A 23,572-nucleotide genomic window follows, 5' to 3' on the forward strand; every position below is an offset into this window, starting at 1 on the left:
GACGAGCCACTGGGACGTCATGCAGATTCAAGACCTTCCGTATCCCGACCCTGGTGTGCCGGACGCACGCTCGGGGCCACGATTCCTGTGGTGGCTCTTCCGGAATCAGCTGGGCGGGCAGCTGAAGTCGCTGGCCTCGGGCCTGCTGCACTTCGGATCCGTCTCCGCGCTGCCGTTCTTCGTCGGACTGGCCGTCCAGGCCGCCGTCGACCACTCCGGCGACCGGCTCGCCCTCGCGGGCGGTCTGCTGGCGCTGGCCTGCGTGGGCACTGCGACCGGCGAACTCCTCCTGCACCGCACCGCGGTCACCAACTGGATCACCGCCGCCGCCCGCGTCCAGCAACTGCTGGCGCGCAAGGCCTCGGTGCTGGGCTCGGCGCTCACCCGACGCGTCGCGGCCGGTGAGGTCGTCGCCGTCTCCACGGGTGACGTCGAGAAGATCGGCTGGTTCGTGGAGGCCGTGTCCCGGTTCACCGCGGCCGCGGTCACCGTCGTGCTGGTCTGTGTCGCCCTGGTCGTCTACCAGCCCGCGATCGGGGTGGTCGTGGCCGTCGGTCTGCCCGTCGTGGCGGTCGCCGTGCTGCCACTGCTGCCCCGGGCCACCCGGCGGGCGGACATCCAGCGCGAGAAGGCGGGGCGTGCGACCGAGCTGGCCTCGGACACCGTTGCCGGACTGCGCGTCCTGCGCGGCATCGGCGGCGAGGAGCTCTTCCTGGACCGCTACCGCAACGCCTCGCAGGAGGTGCGCCGCGCGGCGGTGCGCAGCGCCCGGATGTGGTCCCTGATCTCCGCGATCCAGGTGCTGCTGCCGGGGCTGCTGTTGATCGCCGTCGTCTGGTACGGCGTGCACCTGGCCCGCCAGGGCCGGATCACCGTCGGCGAACTGGTCACCGTCTACAGCTCGGTCATGATCATGACCTATCCGCTCAGGCACTTCGAGGAGATCGCCATGGCGTACTCCTTCTCACGTCCGTCGGCCCGGCGGGCCGCACGTGTGCTGGCGCTGGAGCGCGCCACGGACACCGGCGGATCACGGGCCCCCGAGGTGCCGTCCGGGGACCTCTACGACCCGGCGACCGGTCTGCTGGCTCCTGTCGGCCGGTTCACCGCGGTGGTGTGCGGCGACCCCGACGCGGCGGGACGACTGGCGGAACGGCTCGGCGGGCACCCCGCGGAGGAGAGCACGTCGGTGCTGCTGGGCGGCGTGCCGCTGGACGAGCTGCCGCTCGACTCCGCGCGGACGGCCGTCCTCGTCCAGGACAAGGACCCGGTGCTGCTGTCGGGTTCGCTGCGCGAACTGCTCGACGTGCCCGCCTCCGGTGACGTGGCCCCCGAGCAGGCACTGGCGGCGGCGCAGTGCGACGACGTCCTGACGGCGCTCGCGCAGGCTTCGCTCGACGCCGAGGACCCGCTGGACGCCCGGATCACCGAGCGCGGGCGCTCCCTGTCCGGCGGCCAGCGCCAGCGGCTCGCACTGGCCCGGTCGCTGCTGACGGACCCGGAGGTACTCGTCCTCGACGAACCGACCTCCGCCGTCGACTCGCACACCGAGGCACGGATCGCGGGAGGCCTGAAGGAGCTGCGCGAGGGGCGCACGACCGTCGTGTTCACCTCCTCGCCGCTGCTCCTGGACCGCGCCGACCGGGTCGTGCTGGTACACGAGGGCGAGGTCGCGGCGGTCGGCGTACACCGCGAACTCCTGCTCAAGGCGCCCCGGTACCGCGCCGTCGTCACCCGGGAGACCGACGAAGAGGCCGCGCTGAACGACGTATGGGAAGAACTGGAAGAGATCGAGGAGACAGCATGATCGGCGTGGCGCCACCGGCCTACGACCCGGCGGCCCCGACTACGGCGAACACCCTGCCCGTCGGCGCCACCGCGACCGTACGCGCCTATGTGGCCGAACTCTTCCGCCGGCACCGCCGTGCCTTCCTGCTCCTCGTCGGCGTCAACACGGTCGCCGTGGTCGCCTCGATGGCGGGCCCGTACCTGCTCGGCGGGCTCGTGGAGCGCGTGTCGGAGGATGCGCGCGAGCTTCATCTGGAGCTCACCGCCGCGCTGTTCCTGGTCGCGCTCGTCATCCAGGCCGTGTTCGTACGGGAAGTGCGGCTGCGCGGGGCGATGCTCGGCGAACGGATGCTGGCCGATCTGCGCGAGGACTTCCTCGTACGCTCGGTCGGGCTGCCGCCGGGTGTCCTGGAACGGGCCGGGACCGGCGACCTGCTGTCCCGGATCACGACCGACATCGACCGGCTGGCCAACGCGATGCGCGAGGCCGTACCGCAGCTGGCGATCGGTGTGGTGTGGGCGGCGCTGCTGCTCGGCGGACTCGTCGTCACGGCGCCGCCGCTCGCCGCCGCGGTCCTGCTCGCCGTGCCGTTGCTGGTCGTCGGCTGCCGCTGGTACTTCAAGCGCGCGCCGTCCGGCTACCGCTCGGAGGCCGCCGGGTACGCGGCCGTGTCCGCCGTGCTCGCCGAGACCGTGGACGCCGGGCACACCGTCGAGGCCCACCGCCTCGGTGACCGCCGTATCGAACTGTCCGACCGGCGGATCAAGGAGTGGACGGCCTGGGAGCGCTACACGCTGTGGCTGCGGTCGGTGCTCTTCCCGGTCGTCAACATCACCCATGTGACGGTGCTCAGCTCCGTCCTGATGGTCGGCGGAGTGTTCGTCCTGCACGGCTGGATCGACGTCGGCCAGCTGACGACGGGCGCGCTGATCGCGCAGATGCTCGTCGATCCGGTGGGGCTGATCCTGCGCTGGTACGACGAGCTCCAGGTGGCCGAGGTGTCGCTGGCCAGGCTGGTCGGGGTCCGGGAGATCGAGCCGGACGCCGGTGACGCCGCCCTCGACCCCGACGGGCGCGATGTGCGGGCGGACCAGGTCCGCTTCGGCTACCTCGAAGGCGTGGACGTGCTGCGCAAGGTGTCCCTCGACGTCGCCCCGGGCACCCGGCTGGCGCTGGTCGGCCCCTCGGGCGCGGGCAAGTCCACGCTGGGCAGGCTGCTCGCCGGGATCTACGCGCCCCGGGACGGCCGGATCACCCTCGGCGGTGCCGAACTGTCCCGGATGCCGGCCGAGGCCGTCCGCTCGCACGTGGCGCTGGTCAACCAGGAACACCACGTGTTCGTCGGCTCCCTGCGGGACAACCTGCTGCTGGCCCGCACGGGCGCCACCGACGCCGAGCTGTGGGCGGCGCTGGGCGCCGTGGACGCGGACGACTGGGCGCGGGCGCTCGACGACGGCCTGGACACCGAGGTCGGCTCCGGCGGGGCGGCGCTCACTCCGGCGCAGGCCCAGCAGATCGCGCTGGCCCGCCTGGTGCTGGCCGACCCGCACACACTGGTCCTGGACGAGGCGACCTCCCTGCTCGACCCACGGGCGGCGCGTCACCTGGAGCGGTCCCTGAGCCGGGTACTGGACGGCCGCACGGTCGTCGCGATCGCCCACCGCCTCCACACCGCCCACGACGCCGACGTCATCGCCGTCGTCGAGAACGGCCGGATCAGCGAGCTGGGCAGCCATGACCAGTTGGTTGCGGCGGAGGGGGCGTATGCGGCGCTTTGGCGGTCGTGGCATGGGTGAGCGGGGGGGGCGGGAGCGGGGGCGGGTGGTTGCCGTTGGCGGGTGAGTGGCAGCCGTACGTCCCCGCACAGCCTGTACCTGTTCAGTAGCCGTAGCCGCCCGTGCCGTTGTCGTTGTCGTCCGCCGACGGAACGGCACTGGTGACGGCCTTGCCCTTGTCGTCGAGCACGTACCAGATCCTGTCGATGCCCTGTCCCTTCACATCGCCCTCGGCCCGGTCCTGGGCGTAGTAGTACAGCGGGTGCCCGGCGTAGGTCGCCTGCTGCTCGCCGTCGCCCTTCGTGGTGCCGATGAGCTTCGCGTCGACGCCCGGGCCCGCTTCCGGCTTGCCTTCCATGGGCGGCCACAGCTTGAGACAGGCCGCGTCACAGTCCATGGAGTTGGTGTTGGTGCCGTCCTCCGTGAAGAGGTACAGCGTGCGGCCGCTGCCGTCGACGAGGATGTCCCCCAGCGGCGACTCGCTCGTCCTGACGGTGGAGGTGTCGGTGCCCGCCGATGCCCCGCCGCCGGCCTCGTTTCCGCCTCCGCCTCCGCCTCCGCAGCCGGCCAGCGTCAATGCCGCCGCGAGCGCGAACCCTGCCGCGGTGATACTGCTTCGCCTCATGATCTCTCCGTCCCTTCTGACGGAGGTTCTACGGGCGAGCGGCGCAAAGGGATTGTCCGGGAAGAACTCGGGACCCTAGGAACAACTCGGGGCCCTGGAAGAACTCAGGGGCCCGGGAGGCAACCCCTGAGGCGTCACCCTGAGCAGAACCCTGACCACGTCCCGGTGCCTTCCCTGATTCCCGTCCCGCACGGTTGCGGCCCCGATTGCCTCGCTGCCACGTTCGCCGAGCGGGGCGACCCGTGATCCGTTTCGCGAGATCCTCGGAAGGGACTTCATGCAACTGCTCGTCAGAGCGCTCACCGGAGTGCTCGCTGCCGGGGTGTTGGCCGGAGCGTCGACGCCGGGTGTGGAGTCGGCGGGAGCCTCCCGTCGGGGCACGAACATGCAGGCACAGGAAAGGATCGACTGGAAGCCGTGCCCTCAGGACCCCTCGGCTGAATGCGGCACCTTACGCCTGCCCGTCGACTGGGCACGCCCGTCGGCCGAACAGTTCGATCTCGCGGTGGCCCGTCGCAAGGCGGCCGAACCGGGGCGCCGGGTCGGCGTGCTGCTGGTCAACCCGGGTGGGCCGGGGGAATCCGGTGTGAACTTCGCCGTAGGACGTGCCACGTCCTACATCAGCGCGGACATCCAGGAACGGTTCGACATCATCGGGTTCGATCCGCGGGGCGTCGGTGGCAGCAGTCCGGTGAAGTGCTCGACGAAACTGCTGGCCCAACGCCCCTCGCCCTACCCCCGTAACCAGGCGGAGTTCGATCAACTCGCCGAGTACAACCGCACATTGCGCGAGGACTGCCGACGGCACAGTGGTCCGGTCTTCGACCACGCCGACACCTTGAGCGTCGTCAGGGACATGGACGCGATCCGCAGGACCTTGGGCGAGAAGAAGATCAACTACTTCGGTCACTCCTACGGAACGTTGATGGGTGAGCAGTACGCCGAGCAGTACGGCGACCGGATCCGGCCCATGGCCCTCACCGCGAACATCGACCACAGCCTCGGCACCCGGGAGTTCCTCGTCTCCTCGGCCGCCACCGCGGAGGACTCGTTCCGCCAGTTCGTGCAGTGGTGCGATCGCACCAGCTCCTGCGCGCTGCACGGCCGGGACGTCACTGCCGTGTGGGACAACCTGCTCGCCAGGGCGGACCGGGGCGAGATACGCGATCCGAAGAGTCCGGACCAGATCCTGACCGCGCACGCGATCGCGCTCGCCGCCTTTGCGGAGTTCTACGGCCCGGACCGGGACGAACTGGCCACGCATCTGGCAGCCCTCGACGCACAGACACCGAGGGAACCGCAGGAACCGCAGCAGCCTCAAGCGCGGACGTCGCAGGGAACCGGGCCGGAGACGACCGCCGAGCCGTTCCACGCCGTGTTCTGCCAGGACTGGCGATTCCGGCCGAAGAACTACCCGGAGTTCGCCCGCCTGACCGAAGCCGAACTGCGGGCCGCACCGCACATGCGCGGCACCCCACGCGTCCACGCCGCGGTGGCCGGCTGCGTCGGCCTGCCGAACGACGTGAACAACCCCCAGCACCGTCTGCGCATCACCGACGCACCCAAGATCCTCATGCTGCATTCGCTGCACGATCCGGCGAACAACTACGCATGGGCGACCAATGTGCACCGGCAGACCCGCGGGACGACCGTCCTGGTGCCGTACGAGGGCGCGGGACACAGCGTCTACGGCCGCAGCGACTGCACACGCGACGCCGTCGACGATTACCTCACGGAGCTGAAGATCCCGAGCGCCGGGAGCCGTTGCGCCCCTGCCGCGGAGGACTGAGCGGAGGACGGTTTCTCAGTCGGTTTCGGAGTCGGCTGCGCAGTCGGTCAGCATCCGGGCCGACGACGACTGGTTGGTCCGGGCTCAATCCCTTCGGCGCTCTCGTGCGTACATAGATGTGTGGAGCTGTTCCCGCGCGCCGACCGGGTCGACGACGCCTCGCTCGTCGCCGGCCTCGCGCTGGGCGACGAGCAGGCGGCGGTCGCCTTCGTCCGACGCTTCCAGGACGCGGTGTACGGCCTCGCGCTGTCGGTGACCCGCGATCCCGGCCTGGCCGAGGACGTGAGCCAGGAGGTGTTCGTACGGGCCTGGCGAGCAGCGGGAAACTACGACGCCCGGCGTGCGTCGGCCCTCACCTGGCTGCTCACCATCACCCGCAACGCCGCCATCGACGCGGTCCGGGCCCGGCGCTCCACTCCCGTACTGGCCGAGACCCTGGAACGGCTCCTCACCGTGACCCTCCGGTCCGACGCCGAGGCCGACGGCGCCGCACGGTCGGCGCTGGCCGCGCTGGAGAGCGAGCGCGCCCTGCGGCGGCTGCGCTCCCTGCCGATCGAGCAGGCACGCGCGGTGGCACTGGCCGTGCTCGGGGGCAGTACGGCGGCCGAAGTGGCCCGGCACGAGAACATCCCGCTCGGCACCGCCAAGACCCGCATCCGCACCGGTCTGAAAAGGCTGCGCGACTCGCTGAAGGAGGGGAGCCCCGATGGCACACCACCCTGAAGAGGACGAGCTGATCGCTCTGGCCCTCGGTACGCTCCCCGGCGAGCAGACGGAGCTCCTGCACCATCTCGCCACCTGTCCGACCTGCCGCTCCTCGTACGACGACATCTCGGCGGCCGTCGACTCCGTGCTGCCGGCGGCGCCCGCGGTCGCGGCCCCGGCCGGGTTCGACGCCCGGGTCCTCGACCGTCTGGAACTCCACCCCCGGACCACCACCCGCCACTCCTACCGGCGGCGGCTCTTGCTGGTCGCCGCTGCCGCCGCGGCCGGTCTCTGCCTGGGCGCGGCGGGCGCGACGCTGCTCGACCGCGACGCCCCGGGCCCGGTGCAGGTGACCGCGAGCGACCGCGGAGCCCTGCTGGTCACCGGTGCCGGGACCACGGTCGGCACCGTGGAGCCGAGCCGCTTCGGCGCCGAGCGCGTGGTGGTCATGCAGATCACGGACGGTCCTCCCGGTACCCACTACACATGCCGGCTCCTGCTCACCGACGGAACCACGCGTGACGCCGGCGCCTGGTGGATGCCCTCCTCCGGCCGGGCCACCTGGATCGCGTACGGGGATGCCGCCACCGTCGATCGTGTCGAGCTCGTCGCGGACGGCGGTCACGTGTGGTCGTCGGCAGACCTGGACGGCTGACGTCGCGATGCCCCGTCCCACCCTTGCGGCACTGGGTGACCCGGACCGTCTCCGCCTCGTGCCGTTGCGCGGTCCCGAACCGGGGTGGAAGGCTGGATATCGGTACCGGCTCACGGAGTGCACCCGGGAACCGCTCGGTTCCCATCGAGTGCCGCCCGCGCCCCGCGCACCGGCCGCCCGCCACCGACCCTGGTCGGAACGGGCCCGTCCCCCTCACCTGGAGGTACCCGTGAACAGCGCCGACGGATGGGGAGACGACGTCTACCAGCCCGACGGATCCGAGGTCCAGGACGACGCGGGGCTGCTCGACGCGGAGGACACCCTGGACAACGACGGTGTCGACGACCCCCTCGACCGGGGCTGGTCTCCGCCGGACCGACCATGGGCGGTGGAGCGCTCCGATGTGACGGCCGCCGAGCGTCAGCAGGGCGAGACGCTCGACCAACGGCTCGCCGAGGAGCTTCCGGACCCCGCCGAGCCCGACGGGGACGGCCTCGGCGACTGCCAGGGCACCGACGGGGAGCTCTGGGACAACGAGGTCGGCGCCGCCCGCTCCGGTCGTCTCGTGGCCCCCGACGAGGGGGCGCACGAGGACGAGGAGAGCGCCATGGTCGCCACGGATGTCGGCATCGACGGAGCGGCCGCCTCGGCCGAGGAGGCCGCGATGCACATCGTCGACGAGGACACCCTGTCCGGCTGATCCCGTCGTCCACGCGCCGCCGCCGGCGGCCGTCCCCACGCCGTACAAGGAGCCCTTATGCAGCAGGACAAGCACCCCGACTACCACCAGGTCGTCTTCCGCGACCGCGCCGCCGGCTACGCCTTCCTCACCCGGTCCACCGCCACGAGCGACCAGACCATCGAGTGGGACGACGGCGAGACCTACCCGGTCGTGGACGTGGAGATCTCTTCCGAGAGCCACCCCTTCTACACCGGCAAGGCACGGACGGTGGACACCGAGGGCCGCGTCGCCCGCTTCGAGAAGCGCTACGGCGCCACCGGCCAGGGCGGCTGACGACAGACCTGGTTCCTGACGTCTGGTTCGTAACGCCTGGTTCGTGACGTCTGGTGCATGACGTACGGCGGTCGTATCCGGCCTTCGAGATCGACAGGCCGCCCCGTGCGTAGGCGCCGAGGTCAGATGAAGTTCAGCGCCGCCGCGCAGCCCACGCCACCGAGCAGCATGAACGCCGGCATCAGCACCTTGAGCTCGACCCAGCTGCCCGCCCGGAACCGCATCACCTTGGGCGGGCCGATCGGGTACCAGCGCTTGCGGCCCACCGGTATCGGCCACAGGATCGGGCAGCCGGAGACCGTCAGCGCATCCCCGATGTCGTGCACCAGCGCGCCCAGCAGGATGGGCAGCCCCAGCCACAGGTACTCCTGGCCGGGTGCCGTGAACAGCCAGTCCGCGCCGTTGCCCGGCTTGTCCAGGACACCCGCGAGAATCCACGCACTGGTCGCCGCCAGCAGCCAGACGAGGACGTCGGCGCTGGATCCCCGGGTGGCTCGCCACAGCAGCCCTTCGATGGCCAGCACTATGTGCGCGAACAGAATCCCCAGCACCGCCCAGCGGCCCCCGGTGATGGCCAGGACGGATGCGCCCCCACCGATCAGGACCGCCCACAGCCAGGTGTGCGTGAGCGTGCGGTGTCCGCCGGAGCGGCGCGGGTCGCCCTGCTTCTTCGTGGCTTTGTAGACGGCGTACGACAGCTTGTCGACGATCTCGCAGAGCCCACGGGAGAGCGGCCCGAAGGCCCGTGAAATGGTCGCCGCCTTGTGGTCGAGGTCCGGGGCGAGCGCGGCGCCGGCGCAGATCAGGGCTCCGACCAGGAGGACCGGCCAGGGCATGGTGCGCCCGGTCGCGGCGGCCGCCGCACCGACGCCCAACCAAGCCGCGGCTCCCGACAGTGAGTGTGCTGGTCCCATCATTGCCGCTGCCCGCCCCATTCCTCGTGTGCCACTGTCCAGTTGACTTGCTGCGCTGACGTTCCGTCGGCGACACAGCGTAGCGTTCGCGATCTTCGGGTCTGCATCCGATTCCCCCATCGGGCAGGAGGGCAGGCAAGATGGGGGCGTGACCCTCATCGATCAGCTGCCGCCGACCGCCGACCCCGACGCTCTCTATGAGGCCTTCGAGTCGTGGGCCCAGGAGCGCGGCCTCACCCTCTACCCCCACCAGGAGGAGGCGCTGATCGAGGTGGTCTCCGGTGCGAACGTGATCGTGTCCACGCCCACCGGCTCCGGCAAGAGCATGATCGCGGCGGGTGCGCACTTCGCCGCCCTCGCCCGTGACGAGGTCACCTTCTACACCGCCCCGATCAAGGCGCTCGTCTCGGAGAAGTTCTTCGAGCTGTGCAAGATGTTCGGAACCGAGAACGTCGGCATGCTCACCGGCGACGCGTCCGTCAACGCCGACGCCCCCGTGATCTGCTGCACCGCCGAGGTGCTCGCGTCGATCGCCCTGCGCGACGGCAAGAACGCCGATGTCGGCCAGGTCGTCATGGACGAGTTCCACTTCTACGCGGAGGCCGACCGGGGCTGGGCCTGGCAGATCCCGATCCTCGAACTTCCGCAGGCGCAGTTCGTCCTGATGTCGGCCACGCTCGGCGATGTCTCGATGTTCGAGAAGGACCTCACGCGGCGCACCGGCCGCCCGACCTCGGTCGTCCGCTCGGCGACCCGTCCCGTCCCCCTCTCCTACGAGTACCGGCTCACCCCGCTCACGGAGACGCTGACCGAACTGCTGGACACCAAGCAAGCGCCGGTCTACATCGTGCACTTCACCCAGGCGCAGGCCGTGGAGCGGGCGCAGGCGCTGATGAGCATCAACATGTGCTCGCGCGAGGAGAAGGACCAGATCGCCGAGCTGATCGGCAACTTCCGCTTCACCACCAAGTTCGGCCGCAACCTCTCCCGCTACGTCCGGCACGGCATCGGTGTCCATCACGCCGGCATGCTGCCCAAGTACCGCCGTCTGGTGGAGAAGCTCGCGCAGGCCGGTCTGCTGAAGGTCATCTGCGGCACGGACACGCTCGGCGTGGGTGTCAACGTCCCCATCCGCACCGTGCTGTTCACGGCTCTCACCAAGTACGACGGCAACCGCGTCCGCACGCTGCGCGCCCGGGAGTTCCACCAGATCGCCGGGCGTGCCGGGCGCGCGGGCTTCGACACGGCCGGCTTCGTGGTGGCACAGGCGCCCGAGCATGTCATCGAGAACGAGAAGGCGCTCTCCAAGGCGGGCGACGACCCGAAGAAGCGCCGCAAGGTGGTCCGCAAGAAGGCGCCCGAGGGTTTCGTCGGGTGGACCGACAACACCTTCGAGAAGCTCATCGCCTCCGATCCGGAGCCGCTGACGTCCCGCTTCCGCGTGACGCACACGATGCTGCTGTCGGTGATCGCCCGGCCCGGCAATGCCTTCGAGGCGATGCGGCACCTCCTGGAGGACAACCACGAGCCGCGCAAGCAGCAGCTCAGGCACATCCGGCGGGCGATCGCCATCTACCGCTCGCTGCTGGACGGCGGCATCGTCGAGAAGCTGGACGAGCCGGACGCCTCGGGCCGCATCGTCCGTCTCACAGTCGATCTCCAGCAGGACTTCGCGCTGAACCAGCCTCTGTCCACCTTCGCCCTGGCCGCGTTCGAGCTGCTGGATCCCGAGTCGCCGTCGTACGCCCTGGACATGGTGTCCGTCATCGAGTCGACGCTGGACGACCCGCGGCAGATCCTCGCCGCCCAGCAGAACAAGGCGCGCGGCGAGGCAGTGGCCGCGATGAAGGCGGACGGTGTCGAGTACGAGGAGCGCATGGAGCGGCTCCAGGACATCTCGTACCCGAAGCCCCTGGAGGAGTTGCTCTTCCACGCCTACAACACCTACCGCAAGAGCCACCCCTGGGTGGGGGACCACCCGCTGTCGCCGAAGTCCGTCATCCGTGACATGTACGAACGGGCGATGTCGTTCACGGAGTTGGTGTCCTTCTACGAGCTGGCCCGCACCGAGGGCATCGTCCTGCGCTACCTCGCCGGCGCCTTCAAGACCCTCGACCACAACATCCCCGACGACCTCAAGTCCGAGGACCTCCAGGACCTGATCGAGTGGCTCGGCGAGATGGTGCGCCAGGTCGACTCCAGCCTGCTGGACGAGTGGGAACAGCTGGCCAATCCGGAGGAGATGACCGCCGAGGAGGCCCAGGAGAGGGCCGACGAGGTCAAGCCGGTGACGGCGAACGCGCGCGCCTTCCGGGTCCTCGTCCGCAACGCCCTGTTCCGCCGCGTCGAGCTGGCGGCACTCGACCAGGTCGAGGAGCTGGGCGAGATGGACGCGGAGTCCGGCTGGGACGCGGACGCCTGGGGCGAGGCGATGGACAAGTACTGGGACGAGTACGACGACCTCGGCACCGGCCCCGATGCCCGCGGTCCCAAACTGCTCGTCATCGAGCAGGAGCCGCAGAACGGTCTGTGGCGCGTACGCCAGATCTTCGACGACCCGAACGACGATCATGACTGGGGCATCAGCGCGGAGATCGACCTCGCCGCGTCCGACTCGGAGGGCCGAGCGGTCGTCCGGGTCACCGATGTCGGCCAGCTGTGAGCACAGGAGAATCCCACGCATGACGAATCCGGCCGAGAGACTTGTCGACCTGCTCGACCTGGAGCAGATCGAGGTCAACATCTTCCGGGGCCGCAGCCCGCAGGAGTCCCTGCAACGGGTCTTCGGCGGACAGGTGGCCGGCCAGGCGCTGGTCGCCGCCGGGCGCACCACGGACGGCGAGCGCCCGGTGCACTCGCTGCACGCGTACTTCCTGCGCCCGGGCCGGCCGGGCGTGCCGATCGTGTACCAGGTCGAGCGGGTCCGGGACGGGCGGTCGTTCACCACCCGTCGGGTCACCGCCGTGCAGCAGGGCCGCACGATCTTCAATCTCACCGCCTCCTTTCACAAGCCTGAGGAAGGTCCCTTCGAGCACCAGCTGCCGCCGGCCCGCAAGGTCCCGGACCCGGAGTCCCTGCCGACGGTGACGCAGGAGATCCGGGAGCATCTCGGCGCGCTTCCCGAGCAGTTGGAGCGCATGGCCCGGCGTCAGCCCTTCGACATCCGCTACGTGGACCGACTGCGCTGGACCGCCGAAGAGGTCGAGGACGCCGAGCCGCGCAGCGCCGTGTGGATGCGTGCCGTCGGGCCGCTCGGTGACGACCCGCTCGTGCACACCTGCGCGCTGACCTACGCCAGCGACATGACCCTCCTGGACGCCGTCCGTATCCCGGTCGAACCCCTGTGGGGCCCGCGGAACTTCGACATGGCGTCTCTTGACCACGCCATGTGGTTCCATCGGCCGTTCCGCGCGGACGAGTGGTTCCTGTACGACCAGGAGTCGCCGATCGCGACGGGCGGACGGGGTCTTGCCCGTGGTCGTATCTACGACGTGGAGGGACGCCTGCTGGTGTCCGTCGTCCAGGAGGGGTTGTTCCGGGCGCTGTAGGTCACGCTCACGCTCCTCTGCGGCGCAGCCAACCCAGCAGTCCTCCCCGCGATCGCCCGGGCTCTTCGGTTCGGGGCGGGGTGCGGTCCGGGGCGGCAGGTGGATCGGGCTGCTTCGCTTTTGGCCGGGGTGCGGGGCGGTGTGTGCGCGCCTCGTTCAGCGCCTGTGTCAGGTCCGCCCGGAGCCAGCTGATCTCGTCCGGGTCGCTCGCCGTCATGATCCGCTCGGCGAGGTGTGCGGCGGGCGATCCGGGTGCGCCGTGGGCGGGCGGACCGGGCCGGAACCTGTTCAGGTGGGCCCGCTCATAGGGGTCTGTGGCGATCTCCGCGATCTGGACGGGGTCGAGCAGGGCGGCCACGGCACCGGCGTGCTGCCAGGGGTCGTCGGCCTGCCGCAGCAGGAATCCCAGGTGGCGGCCACGCCAGTTGCGGGGCCGTAGGTCCAGGCCCGCGTCCAGCTGGTCCTTCAGCCCTTCGGGCGTCCGGCCGTTCAACAGCGGAGCGTTCTTCTCATCGGCCGCGAACTGGCGTAGTTCCTCGGCCAGATAGAGCCAGACCACTGCTCGGTAGCGGTTGAGGTAAAACGTGACCGGCACCACGAGACCGAGCCGCGCGAGTCGGGTGAACCTCGCTGGGGTCACCTCCATGATGTGGGCACCCTCCGTGGTGCCCACGGCCTTGACGGCACCGAGCAGCGCCTCGGGGAAACCGTCGTCCGCGCGCAATCGCTCGATTTCCTCGTGCGACACGCGCCGGCCCCCGCCTCCTTCGTCGGGCACGGTCCGGATGCGGCCCAGGTTGACAGCGAGTTCGAACTCTCGCCGCTTGAGCCCGAGTTCGCGGGCGGCTCGGCTCGGCGCCCAAGAGAGTCGGTGCGGTTTCGTGATGGTGTCGCCGGACATGTCTCCCCCGTGGAGTCAGCGGCTCACGCCGTGTGCGCTCGCCGTGAAAAAACCGTAGCCGGTCCGGCGGATCTCGTGGCGGGCCTGTGGATAACTCCAAGGGCGAGGGGAAACGCGCAGGTCAGGGGTCTGTGATCGGGCCCTGCTCGGGCTGACGGGCGTCCACGCCGAGGTGCTCGCCGACGCGATTGACGAGCAGGGTCATCTCGTAGGCGATCTGGCCGATGTCTGCCTCCGCACCGCTGAGCACGCAGAGACAGCTGCCGGTGCCGGCCGCGGTGACGAACAGGACCGCGTCGTCGAACTCCACCATCGTCTGGCGTACTCTGCCCGCGCCGAAGTGGCGTCCCGAGCCCTTGGCCAGGCTGTGCAGTCCGGACGAGACGGCGGCGAGATGTTCCGCGTCCTCGCGCCGTAAGCCCGTACTCGCCCCCGTGACCAGCCCGTCATTGGACAGGACCAATGCGTGCCGTACCTGTTCGACGCGCTCGGTCAGGTCGTCCAGCAGCCAGCCGAGTCCCTGGTTCTGCGCCATGATCCGTCTCCCCGTGTGATGTCTCCCCCTGGCTGGAGGATCTGCTGGCCAGCCTTCCGGACGACCGGGCGTCGGGGCAAGGAGGATGGGGGCATGGCGCAGAAGATGACTGACGAGGAATGGCGGGAGTTCGTCTCGTACGGCACCCGCACGGGAAAGCTGTCGACCGTCCGTGCAGACGGGAGCCCACATGTGACGCCGATCTGGTTCGTGCTCGACGGGGACGAGGTGGTGTTCAACACTCACGGCACAAGCGTGAAAGGGCGCAATGTGGCCCGTGACGGACGCGTTGCGCTGTGCGTGGACGACGACCGGCCGCCGTACGCCTATGTGGTGCTGACCGGTCGCGCCCACATCTCCGAGGATCTCGCGGAGCTGCGGCACTGGGCCGGACGGATCGGTGCACGGTACATGGGCGAGGACCGCGCCGAGGAGTTCGGGGACCGCAATGGCGTCCCGGGCGAACTCCTCGTCCGTGTCTCGATCGACAAGGTCCTGGCGGAGAAAAACGTCTCGGACTGAGCCGAACTGCCTTCTCAACCCACGGAGTCGAGCAGCCGGGCGGTGTGCATCCGCCCGGCGTACTCGACGAGCCGGATCAGAACTTCCTTTCCCGAGTCGCGGTCGCGGGCGTCGCAGAGCACCACGGGCGTTCCCCGGTCGAGGTCGAGCGCGCGGGAGACGTCATGGGCTCCGTAGGCGCGTGCGCCGGCGAAGCAGTTCACGGCCACCACGAACGGGATGTGCCGGTGCTCGAAGTAGTCGACCGCGGGGAAACAGTCCTCCAGGCGCCGGGTGTCCGCGAGGACCACGGCGCCGAGCGCGCCTTGCGCCAACTCGTCCCACAGGAACCAGAAGCGGTCCTGGCCCGGCGTGCCGAACAGGTAGAGGGACAAGCCGGACCGGATGGTGATGCGTCCGAAGTCCATGGCGACGGTGGTGGTGACCTTCTGGTCCACTCCGCCGGTGTCGTCCACCAACTGACCGGCTTCACTGAGCAGTTCCTCGGTGCGCAGGGGCCTGATCTCGCTGACCGCGCCCACCAGGGTGGTCTTGCCCACGCCGAATCCGCCGGCGACCAGTATCTTCAGCGCCAGGGGGGCGGAGTCGCCGCCCTGGGCGTCGGAGTGCTCGGAGACCATCGATCACTTCTCTCGGGAGTGCCGGCAACGGTCGACGTGTGAAGTCAGCATCATGGCAACTGCGGCCCGTTCTTGAGGGATTGGACCGCTATTGGCCTGTTTCCGAACGTTCATCTACAGCGCTCGCAATCCATCGATCACCTCGCGCAGAATCCGTTCGTCGGGCAGCTGCGCCGGCGGCACCGGGCGGCGGACGGTGACGCAGCCGAGTTCCAGCAGGTCGCCCAGGAGCACGCGCACCACACCCACGGGCAGTTCCGCGCCCGCGGCGAGTTCGGCGACCGACTGGGTCTCGGTGCGGCACAGGTCGATGAGGGCGCGGTGTTCCGGCCCGAGCGCGGTGTCGTCGTCGAATCCGGGCGCGCCCGCGTCCAGGCTGACGAGGGCGATGAGGTCGAACCGCACTCCGGTGGGACCGGGTTTGGTGCGCCCGCCGGTCATGGCGTAGGGGCGGACGAGGGGCCCGGCCTCGTTGTCGTACCACTGGCTGCCCTGCTCCCGCTGGGCGCCCGTCGTGTCCTCGGTCATGTGCGCGGACCGCCCTCTCGGCTCAGCCGGCGGCGGGCGGCCGCGAGGCGACGCGTGGCGCCGCGTAGAGGTGCTCGCCGACGCGTTTGACCAGCCGCGCCATCTCGTAGGCCACCAACCCGATGTCGGCGGTGACGGCGGTGAGGACGGCGAGGCAGGAACCGTCGCCCGCCGCGGCCACGAACAGGAAGGCGTCGTCCATCTCCACCATGGTCTGGCGTACGCCGCCCGCGCCGAAGTGCCGGCCGGCGCCCTTGGCCAGGCTGTGGAAGCCGGAGGCGACCGCGGCGAGGTGTTCCGCGTCCTCGCGCCGGAGATCGGTGGAGGCACCCACGGCCAGTCCGTCGTTGGACAGCACCACGGCATGCCGGACCTCGCTCACGCGCAGCACCAAGTCGTCCAGCAGCCAGTCGAGTTCGCCGGACCTCCCCCACTCTCGGCCTCGCTCGACCGGGGGGACCCCCGCGTCGGCTCTCATGCTCGGGTCCTGGATCATGCGAGGTCTCCTTCGCGTCCGTCGCTGCCCGCTGTGGTCTCCGGGGTGGCACCGCGTCCCGGCTGTCTGCCGCCGCCGCGCACCCAGCCGTCGCGATAGGCCGCCATGCGGTCCCGTACGCGTTCGGGTGTGCGCTCGTCGTCACTGCGGGCGGCGGGCGGTGGTGCCGGGTCCTCGGGGCGTCCGTCGCGCAGTTGAGGGGCGAGGCTGGCCTGCCGTACCCGGCGGGGGAGGTCGTCGGAGGCTTCGGAGTCGTCCGGGGGGCGATGCAGTCGCAAGGTGGTGACTCCGGGGGGTGGTGTGTCTGCCGCGGTGTCCGCAGCGGCAGTTACGGGGGCGACCAGCGCGGGTCGGTCCGCGGACGCGGCCACTGACTCCTGGTGCCGGGCGGGGCCGGGCACACGCGCGTACTCGGGCTCCGCGGGTCGTTCCGCCTCTGCCGCCTTGCGGGGGGAACGTTCCGCCGCGCCACTGTGCAGCAGGGCCGTGGGCAGCAGGACGACCGCGGTCGTGCCGCCGTAGGGCGAGGTACGCAGGTGCACCTTGATGCCGTGCCGGGCCGCGAGCCTGCTCACCACGAAGAGGCCGAGCCGGTCGCTGTCGAACAGGTCGAGGGTCTCGGACTGCTCGATGCGATGGTTGGCTTCGGTGAGAGTCTCCTTGCCCATGCCGAGACCACGGTCCTCGACCTCGATGGCGTAGCCGTTGCCGACAGGTTCGCCGGTGATGCGCACGCGCGTGTGCGGGGGCGAGAACTGGGCGGCGTTCTCGACGATCTCCGCGAGGAGGTGGGTGAGGTCGGCGACGGCGGCGCCGATGACGGCGGTCTCGGGGAGTTGTCGTACCTCCACGCGCGCGTAGTCCTCGACTTCGGAGACTGCCGCTCGGACCACGTTCGTCAGGGAGACCGGCATGCGCCAGGCCCGGCCGGGTGCCGCTCCGGAGAGGATGATCAGGCTCTCGGCATGGCGCCGCATTCGCGTGGTGAGGTGGTCGAGCCGGAACAGGTCGCTCAGCTCGCCCGGGTCCTCGGAGCGGCGTTCCATGCTGTCGAGGAGGCTGAGCTGGCGGTGGACGAGGACCTGGCTGCGACGGGCGAGGTTGACGAAGACCCCGGAGATGCCGCTGGCGAGCTCGGCGCGCTCCACGGCCGCCCGCAGGGCTGCGCGGTGCACGGTGCCGAGGGCCTCGGCGACCTGACCGGCCTCGTCCTCCGCGGGCGGACCGGGCGGCGCCTCGGCGCTGACGTCGATCTCCTCGCCCGCGCGCAGCTTGCCCATGGCCTCCGGGAGTTTGCGCCGGGCGATCTCCAGGGCGCTGTTGCGCAGACTCACCAGCTCGACGACGAGGGCGCGGCCGATGCGTACGGAGATGACGAGCGACGCGGCCACGGCAGCGAGGCCGAACAGGACCGCGGCACCGGCCGGGGTGAGCAGACCGCGGGTGAACGGGTCGGCCCGGTCGGCGACACCGCGCCCGGCGTCCTCCTCGATCGTGCGCATCGCGTCCTGCACGCGCGCGTGCGCCCGGTCCCAGGTGGCTTCCGGTGCGGCGTGGATCGCCCGTGCGCCCGACCCGGTGGCGAGGACCTTGTCCTCGGCGGCGCCCACGGCGGCATAGGCGCTGCCGTCGGCGAGTTCCCGCCAGGCGGTGCGTTCGGGGCCGCGCAGGTCCGCGACGGCGGATTCGGTGAGAGCGCGGCGGGTGTCGACAGCTCCGGTGAACAGCCGCATCCGCTCACCGTCGAGCCGGCCGGCGAGGCGTGCGCCGGCCAGCACGACGTCCTCTTGAGCCAACGCCTCGCCCGCGCGGGAGAATTCGAGCAGCACGCGCGCGTCCGAGCCGAGTTCGGCGTCCTGGATGCCGGTGAGTGCGCCGCCCACTCCGAAGGCCGTCGCGATGGTCCTCGTGTACTGCCCGTACGTCTCCTCCCAGCCCGCACGCCGGTCCAGCACCGCGGTTCGCAGCGGCCGCAGTTCCTCGGCGGCGGTGACGAACGCCTCCAGACGCGCGGCCACTCCCGCGGGCAGTTCCTCGCTTTCGGCGACGGTGTTGTGCTCGCCCAGCCGCAGTTCCGCGACGGCCCGGTCCGTGCGCTCGGAGAGCCGCTTGATGTCGCCGCTCTGCCCGGCGGACGGATCGGTCGCATGACGCACGGCGGCCTCCCGCTCGGCCTGGAGAGCGGCGACGGCGTCCGCGACGGGGGCCCGGATCGCCGAGTCCACGCGCTGCAACTGCCGCAGCCGGGAGACGTCCTGGGCGGTGCTGACGGTGGCGTACGCCCAGAGGGCCAGCAGCGAGACCACAGGCACCATCAGCAGGCAGACGATCTTGGCGCGTACGGTGCGCGGTCGTATTCGCCATCGTCCCCCGCGCGCGGGGGCATCGTCGACGATCGTGCCCGCGGACTCGCCCGGACCTTCGTCCGCGGGTGGTCCGGCATGGGCGCGACGGCCGCGCACGGATGGCTGGGGCGGCGTCTCGGCGCCGGCTTCACGGGTCCTACGGGGTGTACGCATGGCCTCCTCGCTCGGAAGTCGTTCGGGGGCTGTCGGACCGTCACCGGGCCGGATCCGCCGCTAGCGGGCGACGCTCTCGACCGGACGCTGGGCCGAGGCGGATGCCTCGCGCTCGCCCTTCGTGGGCGACAGAGCGACGAAGGCCGAGGTCAGGAAGAGATAGGAGCCGAGACCGACGGCGAGGGGGAAGATGAACTGCATCGCCGTGGCCCCGGGCAGGACGTCGCCGGAAGGCGTGACCCGCACGGTCACCGCGAACATCCCGGTGTAGTGCATGCTGGTCACCGCCGCCCCCATGATCAGCGAGGCGATGGTGACGGCGACCGGCGACTTGATGTTGAGCGCCGCCCACAGGGCCGCCGTGGCGGCGACGACGGCGATCAGCACGGAGAGTCCGACGAGTACCGGGTCGTAGTCGACGTGGCCGTGCAGGCGCACCGCCGCCATGCCGAGGTAGTGCATGCTCGCGACGCCGAGGCCGGTGGTGAGCCCGCCGATCAGAAGTGCACGGCCGCGGTCGCGGCTGTAGCCGACGGCGAAGACGCCGGCACAGACGACGGCCATGGCGACGAGGAGGCTCGCGACGGTCAGCGGCACGTCGTAGTGGATGTCGGTGCCGCTGACGCTGAAGCCGAGCATGGCCACGAAGTGCATGGTCCAGATGCCGGTTCCGATGGCCGAGGCGGCGGTGATGAGCCAGTTGCGGCGTGACCGGCCACCGGCGCCGAGCGCGCGGACGGTGCAGCGCAGTCCGAGCGCGGCGCCGATACAGGCCATGAGGTACGACAGCACGGGTGTCAGCCAGCCGAGGGCGGCGTGGTCCAGGTGTCCCATGGCCCAGGGACGCTAGTCGGGGCAGGGGCGCACAAAGGGGGCGCATTTCGAAAGGTGCTGGAATATGACGCAGAGAGGTACCTGAACGATCGCGTCGCGCTCGAACGTGTGCGCCGCGACGTCACCCTTGTCGGTGAGGGATCATGCGGACCATGAGCGACGACCACACACATGTCCAGGAGTTCTTCACCGCCCGCGCCGCGGACTGGGACTCCCGCTTTCCGGACGACGGTCCGGCCTACGCGTCCGCAGTGGCCGAACTGGCTCTGCATGAGGGGGCCCGTGTGCTCGACGCGGGCTGCGGCACGGGCCGCGCCCTGACGCCGCTGCGTGCGGCCGTGGGGCCCTCCGGTGTGGTCCTGGGGGCCGATCTGACCCCGGCCATGCTGGAGGCCGCAGTACGGGCCGGACGGGACCGGGACGGGCTACTGCTGCTCGCCGACGTCGCCGCACTGCCGCTCCGCTCGGAGTCACTCGACGCGGTGTTCGCGGCTGGACTTGTCGCCCATCTCCCCCAACCGGAGCAGAACCTCAAGGAGTTGGCGCGCGTGGTGCGCCCGGGCGGCACGCTGGCGTTGTTCCATCCGATCGGCCGAGCGGCTCTCGCGGCACGCCAGGGACGGCAGATCACCCCGGACGATCTGCGTGCGGAACCCAATCTGCGCCGTCTCCTGGCGCGTTCGGGGTGGCGTATGACGTCGTACGTCGACGAGGACGCCCGCTTCTTGGCCCTGTCCGTGCGCGAAGCCTGAGCCTCATGCCCGTCCGGCGACCGCCGCCGCGAACGCGTCGGGTTGGTCGAACATGACGTTGTGACCGGCACCGGGCACACTCACCACGCGCACGCCCGCCGCCTCCAAGCCTTCCCTGCCCTCGAGTTCACCGCTCAGCTCACCCTGCAGATACACGCGGTCGATCGGCAGGCTTTTGAGAATGGTGCGCATCACAGGCTCGGATCCACGCTCTAGTCCGACTGCGGAACGGTGCAGAGCGCGCGGGTCGGCCAGTCGCATGGTCGCCGCCCACAGGGGGCCGATCTTCTGGAGCACGCGCGCGTGGCCGTGGTCGACGAACTCGTCCTCCTCGTAAGAGGCGATACCACTGCCCCCTTCGGCGGGCGGCGGAAAGGCGTCGAGGTTGGCTTCCGTGAGGACCAGGCGGGAGACCAGGTCGGGCCGCCGGTGGGCAAGCACGAGGGCGACGGCACCGCCCATGCTGTGGGCGATCAGCTCGGCGCCCGTCAGGCCCGCTGCGTCCAGTGCCGCCGACAACGCGACGGCGTGGTCCTCGAGCGTGTAGCCGAAGTGAGCGGGCCGGTCGCTGATGCCGTGCCCCGGAAGGTCGACGAACAGACTGCGCCGTCCCGCGAGACCGGGCCGGGCCGCGATGTGCGCGTGGTACACCGCCGAAACCGACCCCAGGCCGTGCACATAGACACGCGCGGGTTCCTCACCCGGCGTCTCCGTCCATCGAATGCAACTTCCCTTGCCGTCGAACTCTGCCTGTTGCATGGCGTACTCCCCCGCGTGGTTGCGTCAGCACTCCCAAGGAGGATACATCGCAACCGATGTATTAAGTAGCCGATGTATTTATTGAACGATGCACCTGGCAAACGATGTACATAGCCTCAGATGTACAGCGAATGTGCGAGACAATGCGGTCATGCTGGAGCTCGCCATCCTCGGATTCCTGTACGACGCCCCCCTGCACGGCTATGAGCTGCGCAAACGCATCACCGCGCTGACAGGCCACGTGAAGCCCGTCGCCGAGAGCACGTTGTATCCGGCGATCAAGCGCCTGGAGCAGGCTGGGCTGCTGGAACGCGCCACCGAGCCCGGCTCCGTGGCCGCCCCTCGGCACGTGCTGACGCTCACCGAGGAGGGAGGACATGAACTGCGCCGCAGGCTCGCCGAGCCCGTCCAGCGCGACATCACCGACGAGAACCGCTGGTTCACGGTGCTGGCGTTCCTCCGGCACCTGGACGTCCCGCCGGCCCAGGCAGCCGTACTGCGGCGCAGACTGGCGTTCCTGGAGGAACCCGCGAGTTTCTTCTACGAAGGTGACCGGCCGCTGCGCGCCGAGGAACTGGACGACCCCTTCCGGCGCGGCGTGCTGACCATCGCGCGCGCCACGTCCCGCGCCGAACTCGCCTGGCTGCGGGAGACGATCGACTCACTCGACGCAAAGCAGGTCCAGAAGTAAGTCGTCGGTGAGCCTGCGGCGCGGTCGTACGGTCCATCCGCCGCATCTGTTCGAGTCACTCGAAACGCTTCACCGCGCCGTCCCCCTTCTGCCGCCGGAACTCCAACTCTACGTTGAGGACCAGGAGATGAAGGATCAGCCGTGGCAACCACGCAGGGGGAAGGTGGTCAGCATGTTCGGGAGGGTCCGCAAGTCCGGTGCGAAGGTTCTCAACGCCTTGCGCGCGGAGCGGGAAACCGGCCGGGACAGGCGTACGCACAACCTGTTCGAGGCCGCCGCCACATACGTCTCGGCCTGTGCCGAGGACGACCAGGATCAGATCGACGAGGCCGCGGGCTGGGTGTCGCCGGAGGCGCTGTCGTTCGGGGTGAGCGAGCTCGCCTGCCGGGCCGTCATCGCGCTCGCCCGGTAGCGCGACGAGTCACCGCGAACCGTGGCCCGGGAGCTCCTTGGACTGCCGGCGGCCTGACGTCCGGGAGCACCTACGGTCGATTCGCCCCGTCGAGCCGGAAAACTGCAGCTCCGGCTGCGCCTGGGAATCGTGACAACGACCTTCCCGTCGCACTAGGGTGCGCCGTTGTACGAACCGATGGGGAGGCTGGGATGGCCGGGACGGACGAGGATGCCGTCGCCGCCGAGGACGACGCACTCTATGTGCTCACGGCGGCGCTGCTGACGCCGGCGAAGTTCCCGAGCGTGCTGGGCGACGACTATCCGGCTGCCTGCGCGTCGCTCGGTCTTGCGCCGCTGGCCGACGGGTACGGCCTGATCCTCGGCCAGGACGGCGACGGCGCCCGCTGGACGGTCGCCATCGACGACGTGTCGCTGGTCGCCGTCGCCATCGCGTCCTGGGACTGCGGCATGGAGTACGACCTGTCGCCCGACGAGCGGACGGTCGTGGCCGCCCTGCCCGGCTGGCCGCTCGATGTCGCCGTCGCGGCTCCCAATGTGCCCGCGCCGCACGACCCCGGACCCGACATCGCGGACCGCCCCCCGCTGATGCCGCCGGACACCAGCATCTGGGGTCCGGCCCAGCGCCGCCTGGGCGCGGACGAGATCGCACGCCAGTGGGCGATGTGGCGCGAGCAGATCAACGACGCGGACTTCACGAGCCCGAACGGCTCGTCCACTGCGGCCACGGACACGGACGAGGCCGAGCAGGACGACAAGAGCGAGGAGAGCGAGAAGTCCGAGGCGGGTGCCAAACCCGGAAACAGCAACATCCGGCGCGTCCTCGCGGAGGCCCGCGCGTACGTCGACACCCCGCCGCCGCTCGGCCGCGTACGGTCGTCCTTCGCGTCGGGCGACGCACGCATACTGCGCGCCGACGGCCCCGGCTGGTCCCTGGTGGCCAGGACCGACGACATCGCCTTCGTGCTGCTCGACGAGGAGCCCGGCGAGGTCATGCCGGTAGGCCGCGGACCGGAGCTGCCGGGCTTGCTTGAAGCCCTGGACAAAATGGCCGTACGCCCCACTTGAGCGGGCCACGGCCCGGGGGCTCAGTGTCGCGCGGCGGCCGAGCACGATGTCGGAGCCGAGCCCTCCACTCTGCACGCCTGTTCTGAACCCCCATGCGCTGCCGGCGTCCCATGTGGTCCCA

Annotated in this window: 24 protein-coding genes; 14 read left to right on the top strand and 10 right to left on the bottom strand. The window is 70.5% G+C overall.

The features are described 5' to 3' along the window. Nucleotides 1-19: 19 nt before the first annotated feature. On the top strand, nt 20-1,807 hold the full coding sequence (locus tag ACIHFB_RS04965) for an ABC transporter ATP-binding protein (RefSeq protein ID WP_365270160.1): 1,788 nt from the start codon (nt 20-22) through the stop codon (nt 1,805-1,807). Further along, a complete protein-coding gene (locus ACIHFB_RS04970) occupies nt 1,804-3,585 on the top strand; it encodes an ABC transporter ATP-binding protein (RefSeq protein WP_400125283.1) in 1,782 nt (593 codons plus the stop codon). The genes ACIHFB_RS04965 and ACIHFB_RS04970 overlap by 4 nt, the downstream gene beginning before the upstream one ends. An 82-nt stretch (nt 3,586-3,667) precedes the next feature. Here ACIHFB_RS04970 and ACIHFB_RS04975 read toward each other — a convergent pair whose 3' ends face one another. After that, the gene (locus ACIHFB_RS04975; protein WP_365270166.1) at nt 3,668-4,189 is read right to left on the bottom strand and encodes a hypothetical protein; all 522 of its coding nucleotides are present in this window, start codon (nt 4,187-4,189) and stop codon (nt 3,668-3,670) included. Nucleotides 4,190-4,466: 277 nt separating this feature from the next. On the opposite strand from ACIHFB_RS04975, the gene ACIHFB_RS04980 reads away from it, so the two are divergent. From ACIHFB_RS04980 to ACIHFB_RS05000, 5 genes are all read left to right on the top strand, one after another. Beyond that, entirely contained in the window at nt 4,467-5,978 is a 1,512-nt protein-coding gene (locus ACIHFB_RS04980) for an alpha/beta fold hydrolase (protein WP_400125284.1), read from the top strand. 120 nt (nt 5,979-6,098) lie between these two features. After that, nucleotides 6,099-6,701: a sigma-70 family RNA polymerase sigma factor gene (locus ACIHFB_RS04985; protein WP_365270172.1), complete on the top strand. Its 603-nt coding sequence runs from the start codon at nt 6,099-6,101 to the stop codon at nt 6,699-6,701. Then, a complete protein-coding gene (locus ACIHFB_RS04990) occupies nt 6,685-7,338 on the top strand; it encodes a hypothetical protein (protein WP_365270175.1) in 654 nt (217 codons plus the stop codon). The genes ACIHFB_RS04985 and ACIHFB_RS04990 overlap by 17 nt, the downstream gene beginning before the upstream one ends. Before the next feature lie 229 nt (nt 7,339-7,567). After that, entirely contained in the window at nt 7,568-8,038 is a 471-nt protein-coding gene (locus tag ACIHFB_RS04995; RefSeq protein ID WP_365270178.1) for a DUF5709 domain-containing protein, read from the top strand. 57 nt (nt 8,039-8,095) lie between these two features. Continuing rightward, nucleotides 8,096-8,353 (top strand): type B 50S ribosomal protein L31, encoded by a 258-nt coding sequence (locus ACIHFB_RS05000; protein ID WP_365270181.1) that lies wholly within the window; start codon nt 8,096-8,098, stop codon nt 8,351-8,353. Between the two features lie 122 nt (nt 8,354-8,475). On the opposite strand, the gene ACIHFB_RS05005 is transcribed toward ACIHFB_RS05000, so the two are convergent. Then, nucleotides 8,476-9,270 (bottom strand): metal-dependent hydrolase, encoded by a 795-nt coding sequence (locus ACIHFB_RS05005; RefSeq protein WP_365270184.1) that lies wholly within the window; start codon nt 9,268-9,270, stop codon nt 8,476-8,478. A gap of 145 nt (nt 9,271-9,415) precedes the next feature. On the opposite strand from ACIHFB_RS05005, the gene ACIHFB_RS05010 reads away from it, so the two are divergent. Continuing rightward, nucleotides 9,416-11,929 (top strand): DEAD/DEAH box helicase, encoded by a 2,514-nt coding sequence (locus ACIHFB_RS05010; protein ID WP_400125287.1) that lies wholly within the window; start codon nt 9,416-9,418, stop codon nt 11,927-11,929. 19 nt (nt 11,930-11,948) lie between these two features. Continuing rightward, entirely contained in the window at nt 11,949-12,815 is an 867-nt protein-coding gene (locus tag ACIHFB_RS05015) for an acyl-CoA thioesterase II (protein ID WP_365270190.1), read from the top strand. Between the two features lie 7 nt (nt 12,816-12,822). Here ACIHFB_RS05015 and ACIHFB_RS05020 read toward each other — a convergent pair whose 3' ends face one another. Both ACIHFB_RS05020 and ACIHFB_RS05025 read right to left on the bottom strand, forming a co-directional pair. Then, complete coding sequence (locus ACIHFB_RS05020) at nt 12,823-13,716, bottom strand: DUF6397 family protein (RefSeq protein WP_365270193.1); 894 nt, start codon at nt 13,714-13,716, stop codon at nt 12,823-12,825. A 121-nt stretch (nt 13,717-13,837) separates the two neighbouring features. Beyond that, a complete protein-coding gene (locus tag ACIHFB_RS05025) occupies nt 13,838-14,251 on the bottom strand; it encodes a roadblock/LC7 domain-containing protein (RefSeq protein ID WP_365270195.1) in 414 nt (137 codons plus the stop codon). A gap of 93 nt (nt 14,252-14,344) precedes the next feature. On the opposite strand from ACIHFB_RS05025, the gene ACIHFB_RS05030 reads away from it, so the two are divergent. Next, complete coding sequence (locus ACIHFB_RS05030) at nt 14,345-14,773, top strand: PPOX class F420-dependent oxidoreductase (RefSeq protein ID WP_400125290.1); 429 nt, start codon at nt 14,345-14,347, stop codon at nt 14,771-14,773. 14 nt (nt 14,774-14,787) lie between these two features. Here the strand turns inward: ACIHFB_RS05030 and ACIHFB_RS05035 are convergent, their stop codons facing one another. The 5 genes from ACIHFB_RS05035 to ACIHFB_RS05055 form a co-directional block, all read right to left on the bottom strand. Then, entirely contained in the window at nt 14,788-15,393 is a 606-nt protein-coding gene (locus ACIHFB_RS05035) for a GTP-binding protein (protein WP_400125291.1), read from the bottom strand. 114 nt (nt 15,394-15,507) lie between these two features. Further along, nucleotides 15,508-15,921: a DUF742 domain-containing protein gene (locus tag ACIHFB_RS05040; RefSeq protein WP_365270204.1), complete on the bottom strand. Its 414-nt coding sequence runs from the start codon at nt 15,919-15,921 to the stop codon at nt 15,508-15,510. A 22-nt stretch (nt 15,922-15,943) separates the two neighbouring features. Continuing rightward, a complete protein-coding gene (locus ACIHFB_RS05045; protein WP_400125294.1) occupies nt 15,944-16,417 on the bottom strand; it encodes a roadblock/LC7 domain-containing protein in 474 nt (157 codons plus the stop codon). Beyond that, nucleotides 16,414-18,936 (bottom strand): nitrate- and nitrite sensing domain-containing protein, encoded by a 2,523-nt coding sequence (locus ACIHFB_RS05050; protein ID WP_400125296.1) that lies wholly within the window; start codon nt 18,934-18,936, stop codon nt 16,414-16,416. The genes ACIHFB_RS05045 and ACIHFB_RS05050 overlap by 4 nt, the downstream gene beginning before the upstream one ends. A 60-nt stretch (nt 18,937-18,996) precedes the next feature. Then, nucleotides 18,997-19,770: an MHYT domain-containing protein gene (locus ACIHFB_RS05055; RefSeq protein ID WP_400125297.1), complete on the bottom strand. Its 774-nt coding sequence runs from the start codon at nt 19,768-19,770 to the stop codon at nt 18,997-18,999. A 152-nt stretch (nt 19,771-19,922) separates the two neighbouring features. Here ACIHFB_RS05055 and ACIHFB_RS05060 point away from each other — a divergent pair, with 152 nt between their 5' ends. After that, complete coding sequence (locus ACIHFB_RS05060) at nt 19,923-20,522, top strand: class I SAM-dependent methyltransferase (RefSeq protein ID WP_400125299.1); 600 nt, start codon at nt 19,923-19,925, stop codon at nt 20,520-20,522. A 3-nt stretch (nt 20,523-20,525) separates the two neighbouring features. Here ACIHFB_RS05060 and ACIHFB_RS05065 read toward each other — a convergent pair whose 3' ends face one another. Beyond that, a complete protein-coding gene (locus ACIHFB_RS05065; protein ID WP_400125301.1) occupies nt 20,526-21,281 on the bottom strand; it encodes an alpha/beta fold hydrolase in 756 nt (251 codons plus the stop codon). A gap of 151 nt (nt 21,282-21,432) precedes the next feature. Here ACIHFB_RS05065 and ACIHFB_RS05070 point away from each other — a divergent pair, with 151 nt between their 5' ends. The 3 genes from ACIHFB_RS05070 (at nt 21,433) to ACIHFB_RS05080 (ending at nt 23,451) form a co-directional block, all read left to right on the top strand. Further along, nucleotides 21,433-21,972: a PadR family transcriptional regulator gene (locus ACIHFB_RS05070; RefSeq protein ID WP_365270219.1), complete on the top strand. Its 540-nt coding sequence runs from the start codon at nt 21,433-21,435 to the stop codon at nt 21,970-21,972. Between the two features lie 172 nt (nt 21,973-22,144). Next, complete coding sequence (locus tag ACIHFB_RS05075; RefSeq protein ID WP_400125303.1) at nt 22,145-22,384, top strand: hypothetical protein; 240 nt, start codon at nt 22,145-22,147, stop codon at nt 22,382-22,384. Nucleotides 22,385-22,575: 191 nt separating this feature from the next. After that, complete coding sequence (locus ACIHFB_RS05080) at nt 22,576-23,451, top strand: hypothetical protein (protein ID WP_400125305.1); 876 nt, start codon at nt 22,576-22,578, stop codon at nt 23,449-23,451. Nucleotides 23,452-23,572 lie beyond the last annotated feature (121 nt).

Origin of the sequence: Streptomyces sp. NPDC051963, assembly GCF_044593495.1 — a bacterium.
Lineage (GTDB): Bacteria > Actinomycetota > Actinomycetes > Streptomycetales > Streptomycetaceae > Streptomyces.